Raw genomic sequence first — 18,357 nt, 5'->3', positions numbered from 1 at the left:
CCGACGTCACCGCACCGTCACGGCACGGATTGCGAAGATCCTTCTCAGCCGAATCCGGCTGACTCAGCCGACCCCCGCCGCGTCCAGCAGCGCCGCCGCCGTCTTCGTCGCCAGGCCGTCGTCCAGGCGCTCCACTCCGGAGCCGGCCCGGGCGCTGGCGCCGTCGAAGACCAGCACGAGCTGGCGGGCGAGCAGGGCCGGGTCGTGTGCGCCGCCCTGTTCGGCCTCGGCACGGAAGAGTGCCTCCAGGCGCCGCTTGACCGTGCGGGCGACCTCACGCGCCGGGTGATCCGGGTCCTTGAGCTCGACCAGGACGGCCAGATACGGGCAGCCGTGGTAGCCGGGCTCCACGGAGGCCTTCTCCAGCACCTCGAAGACGTTCATGATCCGCTCGCGGGGCGTCGCGGCCTGCGGGTCGGGCAGCGAGAACTGGGACTCGTACCACGGGACGCGCCGCTCCAGGCTCGCCGCCAGTACCGCTTCCTTGCTGTCGAAGAGCTGGTACATCGACCGCTTGGAGACCCCCGCCGCCCGGCACAGGGCCTCGACGCCGATGGAGACGCCCTCGGTGTAGAAGAGCTCGCCGGCCGCGTCGAGCAGCCGCTCCCGGGGGGACGCCTTTTCCGTGGTGGTCATACGGCGAGGTTACCGCGCCGTACGAGAATGGGAAACCGATCGGTATACCACCGGGGCCACGGCCGCACAACCCCCGTGACAGCGGAGGTGAACAAGCGCTTAGATAGGAGCAGGCACCCGTACCCCGACCCCGCCGGAGGCCCCGTTGTTCTCTTCTGTCGACGACGTCTCCGCGCGCCTCGCCGAGACCGGCTACCTCGCCTCCCCCGCCGTCGCCACGACCGTCTTCCTGGCCGACCGGCTGGGCAAGCCGTTGCTGGTGGAGGGCCCCGCCGGGGTCGGCAAGACGGAGCTCGCCAAGGCCGTCGCCCAGGTCGCGGACGCCCGGCTGGTCCGGCTCCAGTGCTACGAGGGCGTGGACGAGTCCCGCGCGCTGTACGAGTGGAACCACGCCAAGCAGCTGCTGCGTATCAGCGCGGGCCGCGACGAGAGCTGGGACGAGGCCCGCACCGACATCTTCAGCGAGGAGTTCCTGCTCCCGCGCCCGCTGCTGACCGCCATCCGCGGCGACGATCCCAAGGTCCTGCTCATCGACGAGACCGACAAGGCCGACGTCGAGGTCGAGGGGCTGCTCCTGGAGGTGCTCAGCGACTTCCAGGTCACCGTCCCCGAGCTGGGCACCGTCACCGCGACCCGCCGCCCCTTCGTCGTGCTCACCTCCAACGCCAGCCGCGAGCTGTCCGAGGCGCTGCGCCGCCGCTGCCTGTTCCTGCATATCGGCTTCCCGGAGGAGGAGCTGGAGCGGCGCATCGTACGGCTGAAGGTGCCGGGCCTGAGCGAGGCGCTGACCGAGTCCGTGGTGCGGGTGATCGGCGCGCTGCGCGCGATGGACCTGCGGAAGGTGCCGTCCGTCGCCGAGACCATCGACTGGGCGCGCACGCTCCTCGCGCTGGGCGCCGACACCCTCGACGAGACCGTCGTACGGGACAGCCTGGGCGTGATCCTCAAGCACCAGGACGACATCCAGAAAGCGGCCGCCAAGCTCGACCTGGACGCCCTGTGACCACGCCCGCCGGCGTCCCCGAGCGCCTGACGGGCCTGGTCGGGGCGCTCCGCGCGCACGGTGTCCGGGTCGGCACCGGCGAGACCGTCGACGCCGCCCGCGCCGTCGAGGCGCTCGGGCTCGCCGACCGCGAGCTGCTGCGCGAGGGCCTGGCGGCGACGCTGTTGCACGGGACGGGCCACCGGACGGTGTTCGATCCCGTCTTCGACCTGTACTTCCCGCGCGGCATCGGCGCGCCCGGCACCGGGGCGGCGGACCGCGAGGAGCTGCGCGACCGGCTCACCGAGGCGCTCGCGGCCGACGACCGGGCCCTGATGGCACGGCTGGCGGCCGAGGCCGTCGACGGTCTGGGCGGATACGGGAGTTCGCCGGACTCGGACGGCTGGTCGGCGTACCAGACCCTCGACCGGCTCCGCCCGCAGACGCTGCTGGCTCGGGTGCGCACGGGCGTCCGGGAGCGGAACGGGGGCGGCGGCCCGGAGTTCGCCGACCGGCTGCTCGACGACGAGATCCGGCGCCGTATCGAGGCCTTCCGCGCGATGGTGGGGTCGGAGGCGCGGCGGCGGGTCGCCGAGCGGCGCGACCGGGACATGCTCGCCCGGCGCGCGGTGCGGCCGACCGCCGACCGGGTCGACTTCCTGTTCGCGGGCCGGGACCAGCTGGCCGAGCTGCGCCGGGCGGTGCAGCCGCTGGCCCGGAAGCTGGCCACCCGGCTCGCCGCCCGGCGCCGGCGGGCCGCGCGGGGCACGATCGACCTGCGCCGCACCCTGCGCGGCTCGCTGTCCACGGGCGGCGTGCCGATGCGGCCGGTGCTGCGCCGGCGCCGGCCGGTCCGTCCCGAACTGGTGCTGCTGTGCGACGTGTCGGGCTCGGTGTCGGGTTTCTCCGACTTCACGATGCTGCTGGTGCAGGCGCTGCACGACCAGTTCAGCAAGGTGCGGGTGTTCGCCTTCGTCAACCGGATCGACGAGGTGACCGCGCTCCTCGACCACGGCACGGCCGACCCGGAGGGGCTCAGCGCCCGCATCGGGGCGGAGGCGACGCTCACTGGCTGGCACGGCAGCAGCGACTACGGCGTCGCGCTGGGCGAGTTCGCCGAGCGGTACGGCGACGCGGTCGGCCCGCGCACGACCGTGTTCGTCCTCGGGGACGCCCGGACGAACCAGAGCGACCCGAACCTGCCCGCCGTCCGCCGCATCGCCGAACGGGCCCGCCGGGTCTACTGGTTGAACCCCGAGCAGCGCTCCCAGTGGGGCACCGGCGACTCCGCCGCGCCCGCCTACGCGGAGTTGGTCGAGATGCACGAGTGCCGCACGGCCCGGCAGCTCAGCGGGCTGGTCGGGCGGCTGCTGCCGGTGTGAGGCGGGCGGCGCCGATATGTGGTCGACTTGCCGCACAGCCGCCGCATCCACCGCAGACAAGAAGGACGTACGACATGACCCACCCGCCCGTGGAACTCGGCACCTTCCCCACTCCCGTGGAACCGGCGCCCCGGCTGGCCGCCGCGCTCGGGCTCGGCCCGGACGACCTGTGGGTCAAGCGTGACGACCTGACGGGGCTCGGCGGTGGCGGCAACAAGATCCGCAAGCTGGAGTGGACCGTGGGCGCGGCGCTGGCCGAGGGCGCCGACACGCTGGTGACCACCGGAGCGGCGCAGAGCAACCACGCCCGGCTGACGGCCGCCGCCGGCGCCCGGCTCGGCCTGGACGTCGTCCTCGTCCTGCGCGGTTCGCCGGGCGTGTCGCGGTCCGGGAACCTGGCGCTGGACGGCCTGTTCGGGGCGCGGCCGGTCTGGGCCGGCGAGGTGGACCGGGCGGGCCTGGACGCGGCGGCGGCCGCCGTCTGCGAGCGGCTGCGCGAGAAGGGCGCCCGGCCCGCGCTCGTCCCGTTCGGCGGGTCCAGCGTGCTGGGCGCGCGGGGCTACGTGCGGTGCGGCGAGGAGCTGCGCCGCCAGGTGCCGGACCTGCGGACGGCGGTCGTCGCCCTCGGGTCCGGCGGGACGATGGCGGGACTCGTCGCCGCCCTGGGCGCGGCCTCGGTGCTCGGGGTCGATGTGGGAGCCCTGCCCGATCCGGCGGCCGCCGCGGCGGAGTTCGCGGCCCCGCTCACCGAGGGGACCGTCGCCCCGGACCGGCTGCGGGTGCGGCGCGACCAGGTGGGCGACGGGTACGCGAGGCTCACCGGTCCGGCGGCCGAGGCGCTCCGCCTCGCCGCCCGGACCGAGGGACTCGTCATGGACCCCGTCTACACCGGGCGGGCGCTGGCCGGACTGGCCGCCGCCGTGCGCGACGGTGACGTCCGGCCGGGCGAGCGGACGGTGTTCGTGCACACCGGCGGGCTGCCCGGCCTGTTCGGGCACGCGGAGGCCGTCGCCTACGCCGAAGAGGGCGCCGTCCCCTACGACTTGTGACGGCGCCGGTCCTCGGGGCCGCCCGCCCGTCATCCTCCGGGACTACGGCATCCCCCGGATGCCCGGCCGCCACGGCTCGCCCTACGCTGCCGACAGAGCGAGGGGGAGCCCATGAAGGCAGTGGTCCAGGACCGGTACGGCGCACCGGACGTGTTGCAACTCAGGAATGTGGACCGGCCGGTGCCCGGCGACGACGAGGTGCTGGTGCGCGTACGGGCCGCCGCGCTGAACGCCTACGACTGGCACCTCATGCGCGGCGACCCGTACGTGGCCCGGCTGGCGCTGGGACTGCGGGCACCCCGGGCGACCGTCCGCGGCCGGGACTTCGCGGGTGAGGTGACGGCCGTCGGCCGGAACGTGGCCGGTCTCCGGCCCGGTGACGAGGTGTTCGGCGAGGTGGACGGAACCCTCGCGGAGTACGCGTGCGTCCCGGACGCGGCGGTGGAACGCAAGCCGGCCGGCCTGACCTTCGAGCAGGCGGCGGCGCTGCCGCTGGCCGGCAACACCGCCCTGCGCGGACTGCGGGACGTGGCGGGCCTGCGGCCGGGGCAGCATGTGCTGGTCAACGGCGCCTCGGGCGGGGTCGGCACGTTCGCGGTGCAGATCGCCACGGCGCTCGGCGCGGAGGTGACCGGCGTGTGCAGTGCGCGCAACGCCGACCTGGTGCGCTCGCTCGGCGCGGACCGCGTGATCGACTACGCCCGGGAGGACTTCACGCGCGGCGGGCAGCGCTACGACGTCGTCCTCGACCTCATCGCCAACCACGGGATCTTCGCCCTCCGGCGCGTCCTGCGGCCGGGCGGCACCATCATCCTCGCCGGCGGCGGCAACCCCGGCCGGCTGCTCGGCGCCGTCGGCCTGCTCCTCCGAGGCGTGGTGCTCTCCCCGCTCGTGCGCGGACGCGTGCTGCCGCTCGTCGGACCGGCTCCGAGCAAGGAGGTCCTGGTGGCGCTGCGGGAGCTCGCCGACTCCGGGAAGCTCGCTCCGGTGATCGACCGGACGTATCCGCTGGACGAGGCGGTCGAGGCCATCCGGTACCTGGAGGAGCAGCGCACCCGCGGGAAGATCGTCGTCACGGTGTGACGCGGGTGCGCCCCTCGACGACACGCGGGGCGCACCCGGGCAAGGCGGCGGTCAGCCGTCCGCCGCCTTCGCGTAATCCTGTGCCATGCCTCCGGCGAAGTCGTACACCACGACCTGCTCGTCCCCGACCACCCAGGCGTCGTGCCCAGGCGGGCACACGAACACGTCGCCGGGGCCCACCTCGGCCTCGCCGCCGTCGTCCATCACGAGGCGCATCCGGCCCTTCACCACATAGCCGTTGTGGTGGATCTGGCAGGTCTGGGTCCCCGCGATCGGCGCCACGGACTCCGACCAGCGCCACCCCGGCTCGAACGTCGCCACGGCGAAGTCGAGCCCCGTCAGGTGCACGGCTTCGAGGTGGCCACGGGGGAAGTCACGCCGTTCGTCCGGCTTCTCGACCGTCTTCACTTCCAACATGCCGGCGTCCTCCCTTCCGGCCGTGCGCCACGGCCGTGACCGGCCGTCGGCTCCCGACGGCCACGGGCGGCACCGGCGCTCCGGCGGCGGCCGGGCCGACTCCATCGTCTGCCCGTCAACTCGGCGGCGCCATTCGGCGGAAGGGCGCTTCGTGCCGGGCGTCCGGGCATCGAAGTCACGCAGTCTGATTGACATGCTCACGCCCATCAGCTCAGACTCGGCTACCTGCGCGCCACCCGCCCACCCCGCAACTCCCCGCCACGCGAGACCGTTTCTGCCGCACCTCCCGCACGCAACGCCCCCTGAGCCATGAAATAAGCCCAGACAACGTTGTCAACACTCCGGACGGAGGCCTCTCATGGCAGCCACCCCGACCAGCAGCTTCCCGGCCGGCCCCCCGGGCGCCCGGCTCACCCGGCGCGCCCTGCTGCGCACGGCGGCGGGAGCCACGGCCGCGCTCGCCGCGCTCGGCGGTCCGGGCGCGGTACCGGCGTCCGCCGCCGCGCCCGGACCGGCCGACCCGGCGCTCGCGGACGACGTACGCCAGGAGTTCCTCACCGCCTGGACCGCCTACCGGCGGCAGACCTGGGGCCGGGACGAGCTGCGGCCGGTGAGCGGCACCGGCTCGGAGTTCTTCATCAGCGGGGTGCCGCTGGGCCTGACGATCGTGGAGTCGCTGGACACGCTGTACCTGATGGAGCTGGACGGCGAGCTGGACGCGGCGGTCTCCTGGATCGCCGGGAACCTGGACTTCGACCGCGACGCGAGCGTGCACGTCTTCGAGACGATCATCCGGCTGGTCGGCGGCCTCCTCTCCGGCTACCACTGCACCGGCAACACCGTCCTGCTCACCAAGGCCCGCGACCTGGCCGACCGGCTGCTGCCCGCGTTCACCTCGTCGCCCACCGGGGCGCCGTACCGGTACGTCAACCTGCGCACCGGCGCGGTCAGCGGCAACCAGGTGCCGCTCGCCGAGATCGGCAGCAACATCACCGAGCTGGGATGGCTGTCCCAACTCACCGGTGACCAAGGGTACTTCAACGCGGCGAAGCGGGCGCTGAAAGCCCCGTACGACCGGCGCTCCTCACTCGACCTGGTCGGTACGACGCTCAACGTGGAGACCGGCGTCTGGACGGATACGACCGCCCGGGTGGACCCGCCCGTGGACTCGTACTTCGAGTACCTGTGGGACGCCTACCAGTTCTTCGGGGACACCGAGATCCGCGGCTGGTACCGGACCCTGACCTCGGCGGTCCTGCAACGGCTCGGGGAGACCTACGGCGGGCGGCTGTGGTTCCGGTCGGTCGACATGAACAGCGGGGCGCTGGTGGGCCGGGGGCAGTCCGAACTCACCGCGTTCTACGCGGGGTTGCTCGCGCAGGGCGGGAACGTGGCCGAGGGCGAGTCGTACCACTCGTCGTGGACGGCCGCGCTGACGCAGTACCGGCTGCCGCCGGAGGCCATCGACTACACGACGCTCGCCGCAACCAGCAACGCCTACCAACTCAGGCCCGAGTTCGTGGACTCGGCGCTGTTCCTGTGGCTGCTGACCGGCAAGGAGGTCTACCGGGACCGCGCCAAGTGGCTGTGGACGGCGCAGAAGTCGCACTGCAAGGTCGCGGGCGGCTACACGATCGTGTCGGACCTGCGGACGAACCCGACGACCAAGGGCGATCTGACCCCCGGCTACTGGTACTCGGAGAACATGAAGTACTTCTACCTGCTGTGGGCGGGTGCGCCGCGCTTCGACTACACCACCAACTACCTCACCACCGAGGGCAATGTGCTGCGCGGTGCCGTCCGGGTCGCCGCGCCGGCCCCGAACGGGACCTTCCGGCTGCTCAACCGGGCCACCGGGCGCGCGATGGACGTGAGCGGGGCCTCGACCTCGGACGGCGGCGCGGTGATCGTGTGGACGGCGCACTCCGGGGCCAACCAGCGCTGGATCGCCACGACTTCGGGCGGCTACACCAAGCTGACCAGTCTGAACAGCGGCAAGGTGCTGGAGGTGCCGCGCTCCTCCACGGCGGACGGCACCGCCCTGAACCAGTGGGCCCACAACGGCACCGCCACCCAGCAGTGGACGGTGCAGCCGGTGGCCGACGGCTATCAGCGCCTCGTCGACCGCAACAGCGGCAAGGCGGCCGACGTCGACGGGACCGGCAACGGGGCCGCGGTGGTGCAGCGGCCGGTGAGCGGCGCGGCCTCGCAGCAGTGGCTGTGGGAGAGGGTGTGACGCCAAGGCGTTCCGGGAGCGCGCGCCGGTGACTACTGTGGCCCGGTGACCCCAGCAGACGTGATCTCCCTCGCCGTGGACGAGACGGGGGACCCGCCCCTGAGGCCGCTTCCCCCCGAGGCCGCCGAGCTGCTGCACACGCTGAATGCCCCGCCCCGGCTGGTGGCGCACCTCCGGGCGGTGCACGAGGTCGCGGCGCAACTCCTCGACCGGGTCGCACGGGAGTGCCCGGCGCTGGAGGTCGACCGGGACGCGGTGCTCTTCGGTGCCGCCACGCACGACATCGGCAAGGCCCTGCACCCCGCTGAGCTCTCCGGTCCCGGCGCGGAGCACGAGGAGGCGGGGCGCGCGCTCCTGCTGGCGCACGGGGTGCCGGCCCGCCTCGCCCGGTTCGCCGGCACGCACGCCTCGTGGGACGCGCCGGAAGCCGGCGTCGACGACCTGCTGGTCAGCCTGGCCGACAAGGTCTGGAAGAACAAGCGCGTCCCGGAGCTGGAGGACCTGGTCGTGGCCCACCTCGCAGGCGCCGGCGGACGCCCGGTCTGGGAGGCCTTCCTTCGACTGGACGAGGTCCTCACGGACATCGGCGAGGGCGCCGACCGCAGGCTGGCCTACCAGATGTCCCACCCCGTGACGCGAGGAGGGGGTCTGTGACGGTCGGCCTGTGTCGAGCGGGTACGGCCCGCCCGGTCCACGCCGCCCAGTGACCGCCCCGCCACCGCTACCAAGAATGCGCCGCCCGCAGCAGGTGGTCGCGGACTCGGGGCACGTCGGGGTTGTCGGGGGTGCCGGGGCGTTGGACCAGGAAGGCGGTGTTGATCGGCGGGTCGTCGGGGTCGTGGAGCGGTACGAGGGTGCCGGAGGCCAGCTGGTCGAGGCAGAGGTAGCGGGGCAGCACGGTGAAACCGGCGCCCGCGACCACCGCCGCCAGGACCCCGCGCAGGTCGGGCACGGTCAGCGCGGCGGGGCAGGAGAGTCGGCGGCCGAAGACGTGGCGCCAGTAGCGCCGGGCGATCGGCAGGTCCTCCGCGTAGGTGATGAGCGGTACGGGGTGCAGCGCGGCGGGCCCCTCGGCGGCCAGCGGCTCCTTCAGCCGTTCGGCCCACACCGGTGCGGCGACCAGGACGAACTCCTCGTCGGCGAGCGGCGCCGCGCTCAGGGTGCGGCCGCGCGGGCGTCGGGTGGCGATCACCAGGTCGTGGCGTCCGGCGCGCAGTTCGTCGAGCAGCGGATCCGTCAACCCCGTCGCCACGCGCAGCCGTACGCCCTCGGCGACCAGCGGGGCCAGGGCGGGCAGTACGCGGGCGCAGAGCACTTCGGCGGGGCCGGCGAGGTGAACCGGTTCGGCCCGGCCGCCCGGCGCCGGGTGCGGACCGGCCACGGTGGCGAGCTGGTCGAGCGGCGCGGCGATGCGGGCCGCCAGCTCCTCGGCCACCGCTGTCGGCGCGACGCCCCGGGGCAGCCGTTCGAACAGCTCCCGCCCCACCTGCCGCTCCAGTGTCCGCATCTGCGTGGTCACCGTGGGCTGCGACAGCCCGAGCAGCTGCCCGGCACCGGTGAAGGAGCCCGACCGGTACACGGCCAGGAAGGTGCGCAGCAGATTCAGGTCGAGGGATGAGCTTTCCACTCGAACGAGTATCCACACCGACCCGGTCGCCCGGCTCTTCGAGCTTCACGTCTGCGAGTCTCGCGTCTTCGAATCTCGCGTCTTCGAGCCGCACGCTGGCCGAACGGCCGAGCGTGCAGCCGCGTTGGCCTGCCGGTGACATCGCGGCGGGGCTAGGTTGGCGGCATGAGCAATCTTGACCGTCAGTCGGTGCCCAGTGTGTGCGGCGGCCGGGGGTTCGTCGTCGCCGAGCCCGTCCGGGAGCTGCTGAGTCCTCGCCAGGTCCGGCTGGGCGAGTCGACCGAGGTACGGCGGCTGCTGCCCAACCTGGGCCGCCGCATGATCGGCGCATGGTGCTTCGTCGACCACTACGGTCCCGACGACATCGCCGACGAGCCCGGCATGCAGGTCCCGCCGCATCCCCACATGGGACTGCAGACGGTGAGCTGGCTGCACGAGGGCGAGGTGCTGCACCGCGACTCGACCGGCAGTCTGCAGGCCATCCGGCCCAAGGAGCTCGGGCTGATGACCTCGGGCCGGGCGATCAGCCACTCCGAGGAGAGCCCGAAGCCGCACGCCCGCTTCCTGCACGGCGCGCAGTTGTGGGTCGCGCTGCCCGACGAGCACCGCCACACCGAGCCGCACTTCGAGCACCACCCCGACCTGCCCACGGTCACCGCGCCCGGCCTGACCGCGACGGTGATCCTGGGCGCCCTCGACGGCTCTTCGTCGCCCGGTGCGGCGTACACACCGATCGTCGGTGCCGACCTCACGCTGACCCGTGGCGCCGACGTCCGGCTGCCCCTCGATCCCGACTTCGAGTACGGCGTCCTCGCGATGTCCGGCGAGGTGCACGTGGACGGGGTGCCGGTGCTGCCGGGCACGATGCTCTACCTCGGCTGCGGCCGCACCGAACTCCCCCTGCGCGCCGAGTCGGACGCCGGGCTGATGCTGCTCGGGGGCGAGCCCTTCGAGGAGGAGCTCATCATGTGGTGGAACTTCGTCGGGCGCACGCAGGCGGAGATCGAGCAGGCCCGCCAGGACTGGACGGCGGGCTCCCGCTTCGGCGAGGTCAAGGGCTACGACGGCGCCCCGCTGTCCGCGCCGGAGCTGCCGCCGGTGCCACTCAAGCCACGAGGCCGCGTGCGCTGAGCGACCTCAACCTCGCCCGGTCACCTGACGTACGCCATGCGGTCGACCCACTGGGCCAGGGTGAGGGAGGCGGACCAGGACCGGCCGGCGGGGCCACGGCCGCGGCGCTGACGCGTGGTGGCGTGGCCGGAACCGGACGGGTGCGAGCGCCGCTGGGGGCACATGTGGGGGGCCAGGGCCCCGCGCAGCGAGGACAGGTGCGCGGCAACCGCGGCGAGGCAGTCGTACTCGTCCCTGCACGCGCCGCAGCCGCCCAGGTGCGCGATGACGGCGTCGGCCCGCTCGGGAGGAAGGAGCCCGAGCGCGTGGTCGGCCAGTACGTCACGGAACGCGCCACACGCGTCGTGGGAAGGGGAAGTGGCCATCATCTCGGATCCTCTCCGTACTGCGCTGCCCGGCCGCCGAGGCGTTCCACAAGGTCCAGATGGTTCAGGGGCCGTGCGAAGCATGGATTCAGCCCTTGTGGCGCAGATCCAGGGTGGCCGAAGACCACCCCCGTGCGCGTCGTCCCCCCGCAGTGATTACCGGGTACTGCGACCGCAGTACCCGGCGGGAGGAACTGCTCCGCATGGGGAGGAAGGGGCGCCCAGCTGGGCCTTCGTCACACGGAGAGGGAGGACGGACCACGATCCGTCGTCGCGCTGACCAGGCCGCACTGGTAGGCGATGACGACGAGCTGGGCCCGGTCGCGCACGTCGAGCTTGCTCATGGCGCGGTTGACGTGCGTCTTGACGGTCAACGGACTGACGAACAGATGTTCGGAGATGTCGGCGTTCGACAGGCCGAGCGCGACCAGCCTCGCCACGTCGCGCTCCCGAGGGGTGAGGCAGGCCAGCTGCTCGTGCACCACGCCGGTGCAGGGGTCGGGCTGTGCCAGGAAGCGTGTGATCAAGGCGCGCGTGGCCGCCGGGGACAGCAGCGCCTCACCGGCGGCCACCGTGCGGACGGCGTCGAGGAGCTCGTCCGGCTGCGCCCCCTTGCCCAGAAACCCGCTCGCCCCGGCCCGCAGGGCCTCCGCGACGTACTCGTCGTTCTCGAAGGTGGTCAGGATGAGGACCTTCACGGCCGCGAGGTCCTCGGCCTCGCTGATGGCCCGCGTGGCGTCCAGGCCGTCCGTCCCGGGCATCCGGATGTCCATCAGGACCACGTCGGGGCGCTGCGCGTGCGTCAGTTCCACGGCCTCATGGCCGTCGGACGCCTCGCCCACGACCTCGATGTCCTCCGTGGAATCAAAAAGGATCTTGAAGGTGCCCCGCAGCAACGCCTGGTCGTCAGCGAGCAGAACGCGGATCGTCATGTCCGGCCCTCCGGTGGTACGGGCGATGCCGCGCTCCCCGCTGCCGCGGCGGAGCGCAGGGGTAGTTCGGCGATCACGGTGAATCCGCCCTCGGGCCGCGGCTGTGCGGTGAGTGTCCCGCCCACGCTGGCGGCCCGCTCCCGCATGCCGATCAGCCCGTGGCCGGTCCCCTGTCGCGGCCCCTGCGGGAACGCGCGACCGTCGTCCTCGACGGTGATGGTCAACCACCGAGGGGTGTAGCTCAGGCCCAGCCGGGCCTTGTCCGCGCTGCCGTGCTTGCGCACATTGGTCAGCGCCTCTTGAACGATGCGGTAGGCGGCCAGATCGACCGCCGGAGTCAGCGGCTGGGCCGTTCCCTGGCGGGTGCACAGGACGTCGAGGCCGACGCGTTCGAGCGAGGCGAGCAGGGCCGGTACCTGGGCCAGGCCGGGGATGGGATCGCGCGGTGCGTCGTTGTCGCCGGACTGCCGCAGCAGGCCCACCGTGACCCGCAGCTCGTCCAGCGCGGACCGGCTGGTCTCCTCGATGTCCTTGAGGGCGGCGAGGACGTGTTCGGGGCGCCGCTTCCCCACATGGGCCGCCACACCGGCCTGCGCGTTGATCAGGGCGATGTGATGGGCGACGACGTCGTGCAGCTCGCGGGCGATCCGGACGCGCTCGGCCGCCACGCGCTGCCGCGCCTCCTGTTCACGGGTCCGCTCCGCGTGCTCCGCCCGTTCCTCCACGGCCGTGACATAGGCGCGGCGCGAGCGCACTCCGTCCCCGACGGCCGCCGGCAGGGCCGTCCACGCCACCATCGCGGCGTTGTCCGGTTGCAGCCAGGACCGCGGGGAGTGCACCACGGCGGCTCCGACCAGGACGGCCGCCGAAGCCGATGCCACGGTCAGGGCCGTGCGGCGGTCCGTCAACGCGGCCACCGAGTACACGGACGCGATGACCGGACTGGTCACCAGCGGGCTCTCCCGGAACCCGAGCAACTGGAACGCCGCCCCGCAGCCGACCGCACAGGCCACCACGGCGAAGGGGTAGCGGCGGCGCCACAGCAACGCGAAGCAGCCGACGGCGGCCAGCAGGACAGCGGGCCAGCGCAGTACGAAGCGGTGCTCGTGCGGGACGACCGAGGCGGCCACGACGGACAGCACGAACAGCCCCGACGCGCCCAGCACGTCACGCGTCGCACTTCGGGTCGCCCGCAGGCGGCCGCTGCTCACTGCCATGGCAACACCGTAGGGACGCCGCTCGCGCGATGCCGAGCCGGCGAACGAGGCCCGCACCCCGAATTCCGGCTCCCAGCAGCCCAGTCGGACCATCACGGGAACTGATCTCTTCGAGTGACGAGCCGTCGGCGGACCGGTCGGTGGTCCGCCGGACCGTCGCCGCGTCCGGTGGCCGGGGACGCGTGCCACGGAGGCATCCGGCGTCACATCGCGACCTCTCCGTCGGAACGTCCGGCATGGGGCCGGGCCAGCCCGTGGTCGTAGGCGAAGATCACGGCCTGCACGCGGTCGCGCGCGCCGATCTTGGCCAGGACCCGGCCGACGTGGGTCTTGACGGTCGACTCGGACAGGACGAAGTGCGAGGCGATCTCGCGGTTGGTCCAGCCCCTGCCGATGGCGACGAGGATCTCGCGTTCGCGGTCGGTGAGGCTGCTCAGCCTCGGATCCTCGGGAAGGCCACCCGTGCGGGGCACGAGCTGGGCGAACTCGTGCAGGAGGCGGCGGGTGAGCGCGGGAGCGATCACCGCGTCGCCGACGGCGACGGCCCGGATCCCGGCGAGAAGCTCCTCGGGGCGGGCGTCCTTGAGCAGGAAGCCGCTGGCTCCGGCGCGCAGGGCGGCGTGGACGTATTCGTCGAGGTCGAACGTGGTGAGCACGAGGACGCGGGAGCGGTCGCCCGCGGCGGTGATGCGGCGGGTGGCCTCGATGCCGTCCATGCCGGGCATGCGTACGTCCATGAGGACGACGTCGGGGCGGAGTTCGGCCGCCCTGCGCACCGCTTCCGCGCCATGGGCGGCCTCCCCGACGACCTCCGTCCCGGGGACCGAGTCGAGGAGCATACGAAAGCCGTAGCGTTGCAGCGGCTGGTCGTCCACGACGAGCACGGTGGTCACCGGGCACCGCCCGGGGACACGAGGTCGAGGACGGCCTGCACGGTCCAACCGCCGTCGGCGGGACCCGCGCTCAGGCTCCCGCCGTAGAGAGCCGCCCGTTCGCGCATACCCACCAGACCCTGTCCTTCCTCCTTCGCCGGGCCGGCACGGCCGGCCTTTCCACCGCCCGCTCCACCGGCCGGGCCGCTGTCCTGGATCCTGACGGTCAGCTCGCTGTCCTTCAGGACGATCGACAGGTTCACCCGGGTGTCGGCTCCGGCGTGCTTGAGCGTGTTCGTCAGGGCTTCCTGAACGATGCGGTAGACCGCCAGCTGTACCCCGCTGTCGAGCGTGCCCACCTCACCGGCGGTCCGGTAGACGACGGCCAGACCCGCGGCGCGTACCCCTTCGCAGAGTGCGTCGATGTCCGTGAGGCCGGGCTGCGGGCTGAGCTGCGGGCCATCCGGTCGGCCGTCCGCAGCCTCGCGCAGGACGCCGAGCACGCGCCGCAGTTCTCCGAGGGCCTGCCGACCCGTGTCACCGATGATGAGAAGGGCTTCCCTGCCCCGATCCGGAGCGCGTGCGGTGGCGTAGGCCCCGGCGTCAGCAAGGGTGATGATGACGGACAGGTTGTGGCCGACGATGTCGTGCATCTCGCGGGCCACGCGTGCCCTTTCGGCCGCCGCGGCGAGCCGGCTGCGCTGGTCGCGTTCGATCTCCAGGCGGGTCGCCCGGTCGCGCAGTCCCGCCAGCTGGGCCCGGCGAATGCGCACCACGAGGCCGAGTGCCAGGGCCGCGGTCGCCGTGCTCAGGAGGAAGAACAGCGCGTCCCCGACCGAGACCACCACGGACACCCGCACCGCGAGCAGCGCCATCGCACCCGCCATGACCCCGCAGGCCCAGGGCAGCTGCCGCAGCCGCCCGTGCAGGGCGAGGCTGTACAGGGCGACGAACAGCGCCATGTCCGCGCGCAGCGCGGCACCCAGCGACCACTGGACGACGAACACGACCGTGACGGCGCCGAAGGCGACCGCGGGTCTGCGGCGGCGCCACAGCAGGGGCACGACCAGCCCGGCCTGCAGCGCCAGCATCGCGACGAGCGGAAGCCGGGTGAACGCGAGCCGGAAGCGCCGCGGACCGTCGCCGTCACCGCCGCCGCCCGCGTGGAGCAGGTCCGGCAGACAGACCATCAGGAAGACCAGCGCCGCCACCGCGGTGTCCAACGCCCAAGGATGTGCCCGGTCGGCCTGGCGCAGCCGCTGGCCGGCCCGGGACAGCCGGGCGACCAGCGGTCCCATCCCGCCGATGTCTTCGTCGGGCACGGTGGCCTCGGAGGTCACGGGGGTCACCTGATCATCATGCGGGGTGTCAGACGTCGCTGCGCAGCAGCCGGTACGCCGCCCCGGACAGCGCGAGCGCGGTCCAGCCGAGGAGGACCAGCAGCCCGGACCCGGGCGACAGGCTGGTGGCGTCGTGGGTCAGGGCGAACATCGACTCGCCCGCGTGGCTCGGCAGACAGGGGCTGATGTCGTCCTGCCAGGAGCTGGGGAGCAGGGTGACCAGTCCGGGGATCAGCATCAGCGCGGCGACCAGTACCGAGATGCCGCCCGCCACGGAGCGGAGCAGCGAGCCCAGGGCGGTGCCGATCACGCCGACGAGGCCCAGGTAGAGCCCGGCTCCCAGCAGGCTCCGCAGGACCCCGGCGTGCGGGAGGTCCATGCCCGCGGGTGTTCCGGCGACGATCCGGCTGCCGAACAGGAAGGCGACGAACACGCCGATCGTGCCGATGACCAGCGCCACCAGGCCGAGCACGGCCGCCTTCGACCAGAGCACCGGGAGACGCCTCGGTACGGCCGCCAGGGTGGACCGGATCATGCCGGTCGAGTACTCCCCCGCGGTGACCAGCACACCGAGGGCGCCCAGGGCCAACTGGGCGAAGTTCGTGCCGAACAGCGACAGACTCAGCGCGGTCGAGCGGGCGAAGTCCCGGTCCATGTGGCCGGAGCCGAGCCCGGACTTGTAGCGGCTCGCGGCGATCAGTCCGAACGCGACGAGGAACAGCAGTCCCAGGCCGAGCGTGATCCAGGTCGACCGCAGCGACCAGAGTTTGGCCCATTCCGAGGCGAGCACGCGCCGACCGGTCACCCGGTAGGCGGGACGCGCGGGCGCGGCGGGAGCCGCTTCGGTGGCCGCCGTGAGGGTGCTCATGCGGGCCTCCCGACGGACTCGACGGTCCTGGTGCCGGTGGTGGAGCCGTGATACTCCACGGCATCCCTGGTCAGGTTCATGAACGCCTCCTCCAGCGACACCTGGCGCGTGCTCAGTTCGAACAGCGCGATCCCGTGTTCGGCGGCCGTCAGGCCTATCTCGCGCGCGGTCAGCCCGGTGACCTGCAACTCCTCGGAGCCGATCCGCCCGGTGACCTCGACGCCCGGCCCGGCCAGGACGTCCCTCAACCGCGCCGGGTCCTGCGTGGCCACGCGCACGGTGTCGCCGCCCGCCTCGCGCACCAGGTCCCGTACGGTCGTGTCGGCGAGCAGCCGACCGCGCCCGACGACGATGAGGTGGTCGGCCACCAGCGCCATCTCGCTCATCAGGTGCGACGACACGAACACCGTGCGCCCTTCCTCGGCGAGCGACGTGAGGAGGTTACGGATCCAGAGCACGCCTTCGGGGTCGAGCCCGTTGACGGGTTCGTCCAGCATCACCGTCTGCGGGTCGCCCAGCAGGGCCGCGGCGATGCCGAGCCGCTGGCCCATCCCGAGGGAGAAGGAACCCGCCCGTTTCCTGGCCACGCTGCCCAGGCCGGCGATGTCGACGACCTCCTCGACGCGTCGGCGGGGGATGCCGTGCGTCAGCGCCAGCGCCCTGAGGTGGTGGTAGGCCGATCGGCCCGGGTGGACCGACTTGGCCTCCAGGAGGGCGCCGACCTCCTGGAGCGGCGCCCGATGCCGGCCGTAGCGGTGGCCGTTCACCGTGACGGAGCCGCTCGTGGGGGCGTCCAGGCCGACGACCATGCGCATCGTCGTGGACTTGCCCGCTCCGTTCGGGCCCAGAAAGCCGGTCACCGTGCCCGGCTTCACGACGAATTCCAGGCCGTCCACGGCCGTCTTCTCGCCGTACCTCTTGGTCAGCTGCCGTGCGTCGATCATGGGCGCTCTTTCTCTCGGGCTCGGCGTCCGTCGCATCCGACGTCACACCCACAACCTAAGTTCGAGATCGCCCCATATCGGTGGTACCGGAGGCTGAACCCGGGCGCTTCGGTGGTACCGCGGTACTACGGGACACCCAGCCGACGCGTCACGGATCAGGCAATGCGAAAGTACCGGGTTATCACCGATGCAATTCGCCTGACCAGGGATTTCCTCAAGGTGTTCAGGTTGTGGTCAGACTGCCGGCCCGCTTTTGAAACTCATGTATTTGAGGCGTCAAAACAATGGCAAAGGCATCTGTGGAACCGGGACTTCACCGTGTCATCGTGCGCGTCATGACCACAGAGCGCCTCCTCGACGACCGCCCCCTCGCTCCTCTCCGGACCCTGCTGAACAAGGTGCCGGAAGTGACCGTCTACTTCTGGATGATCAAAGTCCTCACGACGGGGATGGGTGAGACGGCATCGGATCTGCTGGCCCGTCTGCTCGGCCCGGTCCCGGCGGTCGCGCTGGGCGGTCTGGCCCTGGTGGCTTCCCTGGTCGTCCAGTTCGCCGTCCGCCGGTACGTCGCCTGGGTGTACTGGACGGCCATCGTCATGGTCAGCGTGTTCGGCACGATGGCGGCCGACGTCCTGCACGTCGGCCTCGGCATCTCCTACACGGTGTCGACCCCGCTGTTCCTCACCGCACTGGCCGCCGTCTTCGCCCTGTGGTACGCCAGTGAGCGCACCCTCTCCATCCACAGCATCCGCACCCGCCGCCGCGAGGCCTTCTACTGGGCGGCCGTTCTCGCCACGTTCGCCCTCGGCACCGCGGCCGGCGACCTGACCGCCACCGTCGGCTTCGGATACCTGGGGTCCGTCGCCCTGTTCGCCGCCGCGATCTGCGTGCCCGCCCTCGCCCACCGCTTCGCCGGCCTGAACGCCGTGACGTCCTTCTGGACCGCCTACGTGATCACCCGTCCCCTCGGTGCCTCCCTCGCCGACTGGATGGCGCTCGGTCATGCCCGCGGCGGGCTCGGACTGGGGCTGGGGCCGGTCACCCTCGCCTGGACGGTCGCCATCGTGTGCTTCGTGGGTTACCTGGCCGTGTCCCGTCAGGACGTCGAGCGCTACTAGGGCGTACGACGGACAGGGCGTACGACAGGAGGAGGCGCGGCTCGGGAACCCTCCTGGGCCCGGGTTCGTCTACAGTTGCGTAGACGGTCTACTTCTCTGTGGTCATCCGCTCGCTCGGGGGCGACCGCCCGGTGGCCGCCCGAGACGCCCCTCGCACG

At 72.6% G+C, this 18,357-nt stretch carries 18 protein-coding genes; 8 read left to right on the top strand and 10 right to left on the bottom strand.

What is annotated here, in order from left to right; genetic code table 11:
* Positions 1-63: 63 nt before the first annotated feature.
* The gene (locus tag ACWGKT_RS00965) at positions 64-636 is read right to left on the bottom strand and encodes a TetR/AcrR family transcriptional regulator (protein ID WP_453271915.1); all 573 of its coding nucleotides are present in this window, start codon (positions 634-636) and stop codon (positions 64-66) included.
* Positions 637-781: 145 nt separating this feature from the next.
* On the opposite strand from ACWGKT_RS00965, the gene ACWGKT_RS00960 reads away from it, so the two are divergent.
* From ACWGKT_RS00960 to ACWGKT_RS00945, 4 genes are all read left to right on the top strand, one after another.
* Positions 782-1,639, top strand: coding sequence for an AAA family ATPase (locus ACWGKT_RS00960; protein WP_235452405.1), 858 nt, complete (start codon positions 782-784; stop codon positions 1,637-1,639).
* Positions 1,636-3,000 carry a vWA domain-containing protein gene (locus tag ACWGKT_RS00955; RefSeq protein WP_453271914.1) on the top strand — a complete coding sequence of 455 codons (1,365 nt, stop codon included), beginning with the start codon at positions 1,636-1,638 and terminating at the stop codon, positions 2,998-3,000. The genes ACWGKT_RS00960 and ACWGKT_RS00955 overlap by 4 nt, the downstream gene beginning before the upstream one ends.
* Before the next feature lie 74 nt (positions 3,001-3,074).
* The gene (locus ACWGKT_RS00950) at positions 3,075-4,049 is read left to right on the top strand and encodes a pyridoxal-phosphate dependent enzyme (protein ID WP_453271913.1); all 975 of its coding nucleotides are present in this window, start codon (positions 3,075-3,077) and stop codon (positions 4,047-4,049) included.
* Between the two features lie 111 nt (positions 4,050-4,160).
* A complete protein-coding gene (locus ACWGKT_RS00945; RefSeq protein ID WP_453271912.1) occupies positions 4,161-5,132 on the top strand; it encodes an NAD(P)-dependent alcohol dehydrogenase in 972 nt (323 codons plus the stop codon).
* A 51-nt stretch (positions 5,133-5,183) separates the two neighbouring features.
* On the opposite strand, the gene ACWGKT_RS00940 is transcribed toward ACWGKT_RS00945, so the two are convergent.
* Positions 5,184-5,549: a cupin domain-containing protein gene (locus tag ACWGKT_RS00940; RefSeq protein WP_453271911.1), complete on the bottom strand. Its 366-nt coding sequence runs from the start codon at positions 5,547-5,549 to the stop codon at positions 5,184-5,186.
* 358 nt (positions 5,550-5,907) lie between these two features.
* Between ACWGKT_RS00940 and ACWGKT_RS00935 the strand changes: the two genes are divergently transcribed.
* Both ACWGKT_RS00935 and ACWGKT_RS00930 read left to right on the top strand, forming a co-directional pair.
* Positions 5,908-7,785, top strand: coding sequence for a glycoside hydrolase family 47 protein (locus ACWGKT_RS00935; RefSeq protein WP_453271910.1), 1,878 nt, complete (start codon positions 5,908-5,910; stop codon positions 7,783-7,785).
* A gap of 45 nt (positions 7,786-7,830) precedes the next feature.
* On the top strand, positions 7,831-8,439 hold the full coding sequence (locus tag ACWGKT_RS00930) for an HD domain-containing protein (protein ID WP_453271909.1): 609 nt from the start codon (positions 7,831-7,833) through the stop codon (positions 8,437-8,439).
* Between the two features lie 67 nt (positions 8,440-8,506).
* Here ACWGKT_RS00930 and ACWGKT_RS00925 read toward each other — a convergent pair whose 3' ends face one another.
* Positions 8,507-9,412, bottom strand: a complete 906-nt coding sequence (locus ACWGKT_RS00925) for a LysR family transcriptional regulator (RefSeq protein ID WP_453271908.1) — start codon at positions 9,410-9,412, stop codon at positions 8,507-8,509.
* Between the two features lie 165 nt (positions 9,413-9,577).
* Between ACWGKT_RS00925 and ACWGKT_RS00920 the strand changes: the two genes are divergently transcribed.
* The gene (locus tag ACWGKT_RS00920; protein ID WP_453271907.1) at positions 9,578-10,543 is read left to right on the top strand and encodes a pirin family protein; all 966 of its coding nucleotides are present in this window, start codon (positions 9,578-9,580) and stop codon (positions 10,541-10,543) included.
* Positions 10,544-10,563: 20 nt separating this feature from the next.
* Here ACWGKT_RS00920 and ACWGKT_RS00915 read toward each other — a convergent pair whose 3' ends face one another.
* The 7 genes from ACWGKT_RS00915 to ACWGKT_RS00885 form a co-directional block, all read right to left on the bottom strand.
* Positions 10,564-10,911 carry a zf-HC2 domain-containing protein gene (locus ACWGKT_RS00915; RefSeq protein WP_453271906.1) on the bottom strand — a complete coding sequence of 116 codons (348 nt, stop codon included), beginning with the start codon at positions 10,909-10,911 and terminating at the stop codon, positions 10,564-10,566.
* A gap of 233 nt (positions 10,912-11,144) precedes the next feature.
* Entirely contained in the window at positions 11,145-11,840 is a 696-nt protein-coding gene (locus ACWGKT_RS00910) for a response regulator (protein ID WP_453271905.1), read from the bottom strand.
* A complete protein-coding gene (locus ACWGKT_RS00905) occupies positions 11,837-13,057 on the bottom strand; it encodes a sensor histidine kinase (RefSeq protein WP_356144710.1) in 1,221 nt (406 codons plus the stop codon). Before ACWGKT_RS00905 ends, ACWGKT_RS00910 begins: the two co-directional genes overlap by 4 nt.
* A gap of 203 nt (positions 13,058-13,260) precedes the next feature.
* Positions 13,261-13,950 (bottom strand): response regulator, encoded by a 690-nt coding sequence (locus ACWGKT_RS00900; protein ID WP_453271904.1) that lies wholly within the window; start codon positions 13,948-13,950, stop codon positions 13,261-13,263.
* Complete coding sequence (locus ACWGKT_RS00895) at positions 13,947-15,227, bottom strand: sensor histidine kinase (RefSeq protein WP_453272086.1); 1,281 nt, start codon at positions 15,225-15,227, stop codon at positions 13,947-13,949. Before ACWGKT_RS00895 ends, ACWGKT_RS00900 begins: the two co-directional genes overlap by 4 nt.
* Positions 15,228-15,297: 70 nt before the next feature.
* Positions 15,298-16,137 (bottom strand): ABC transporter permease, encoded by an 840-nt coding sequence (locus tag ACWGKT_RS00890; RefSeq protein ID WP_453271903.1) that lies wholly within the window; start codon positions 16,135-16,137, stop codon positions 15,298-15,300.
* The gene (locus ACWGKT_RS00885; RefSeq protein WP_356144705.1) at positions 16,134-17,081 is read right to left on the bottom strand and encodes an ATP-binding cassette domain-containing protein; all 948 of its coding nucleotides are present in this window, start codon (positions 17,079-17,081) and stop codon (positions 16,134-16,136) included. Before ACWGKT_RS00885 ends, ACWGKT_RS00890 begins: the two co-directional genes overlap by 4 nt.
* Before the next feature lie 335 nt (positions 17,082-17,416).
* Here ACWGKT_RS00885 and ACWGKT_RS00880 point away from each other — a divergent pair, with 335 nt between their 5' ends.
* Positions 17,417-18,199, top strand: coding sequence for a COG4705 family protein (locus tag ACWGKT_RS00880; protein ID WP_356144703.1), 783 nt, complete (start codon positions 17,417-17,419; stop codon positions 18,197-18,199).
* Positions 18,200-18,357: the final 158 nt, after the last annotated feature.

It is taken from the genome of Streptomyces sp. NPDC054794, from assembly GCF_053611585.1.
Note: the sequence above shows the minus strand (reverse complement) of the source record. Positions and strands in the feature narration are given on the sequence as shown.

Coding starts and splice junctions, on each gene's coding strand:
- ACWGKT_RS00965 (WP_453271915.1), bottom strand. CDS start 636: ATGACCACCACGGAAAAGGCGTCCCCCCGGGAGCGGCTGCTCGACGCG.
- ACWGKT_RS00950 (WP_453271913.1), top strand. CDS start 3,075: ATGACCCACCCGCCCGTGGAACTCGGCACCTTCCCCACTCCCGTGGAA.
- ACWGKT_RS00945 (WP_453271912.1), top strand. CDS start 4,161: ATGAAGGCAGTGGTCCAGGACCGGTACGGCGCACCGGACGTGTTGCAA.
- ACWGKT_RS00940 (WP_453271911.1), bottom strand. CDS start 5,549: ATGTTGGAAGTGAAGACGGTCGAGAAGCCGGACGAACGGCGTGACTTC.
- ACWGKT_RS00935 (WP_453271910.1), top strand. CDS start 5,908: ATGGCAGCCACCCCGACCAGCAGCTTCCCGGCCGGCCCCCCGGGCGCC.
- ACWGKT_RS00920 (WP_453271907.1), top strand. CDS start 9,578: ATGAGCAATCTTGACCGTCAGTCGGTGCCCAGTGTGTGCGGCGGCCGG.
- ACWGKT_RS00915 (WP_453271906.1), bottom strand. CDS start 10,911: ATGATGGCCACTTCCCCTTCCCACGACGCGTGTGGCGCGTTCCGTGAC.
- ACWGKT_RS00910 (WP_453271905.1), bottom strand. CDS start 11,840: ATGACGATCCGCGTTCTGCTCGCTGACGACCAGGCGTTGCTGCGGGGC.
- ACWGKT_RS00905 (WP_356144710.1), bottom strand. CDS start 13,057: ATGGCAGTGAGCAGCGGCCGCCTGCGGGCGACCCGAAGTGCGACGCGT.
- ACWGKT_RS00895 (WP_453272086.1), bottom strand. CDS start 15,227: ATGGGACCGCTGGTCGCCCGGCTGTCCCGGGCCGGCCAGCGGCTGCGC.
- ACWGKT_RS00890 (WP_453271903.1), bottom strand. CDS start 16,137: ATGAGCACCCTCACGGCGGCCACCGAAGCGGCTCCCGCCGCGCCCGCG.
- ACWGKT_RS00885 (WP_356144705.1), bottom strand. CDS start 17,081: ATGATCGACGCACGGCAGCTGACCAAGAGGTACGGCGAGAAGACGGCC.
- ACWGKT_RS00880 (WP_356144703.1), top strand. CDS start 17,417: ATGACCACAGAGCGCCTCCTCGACGACCGCCCCCTCGCTCCTCTCCGG.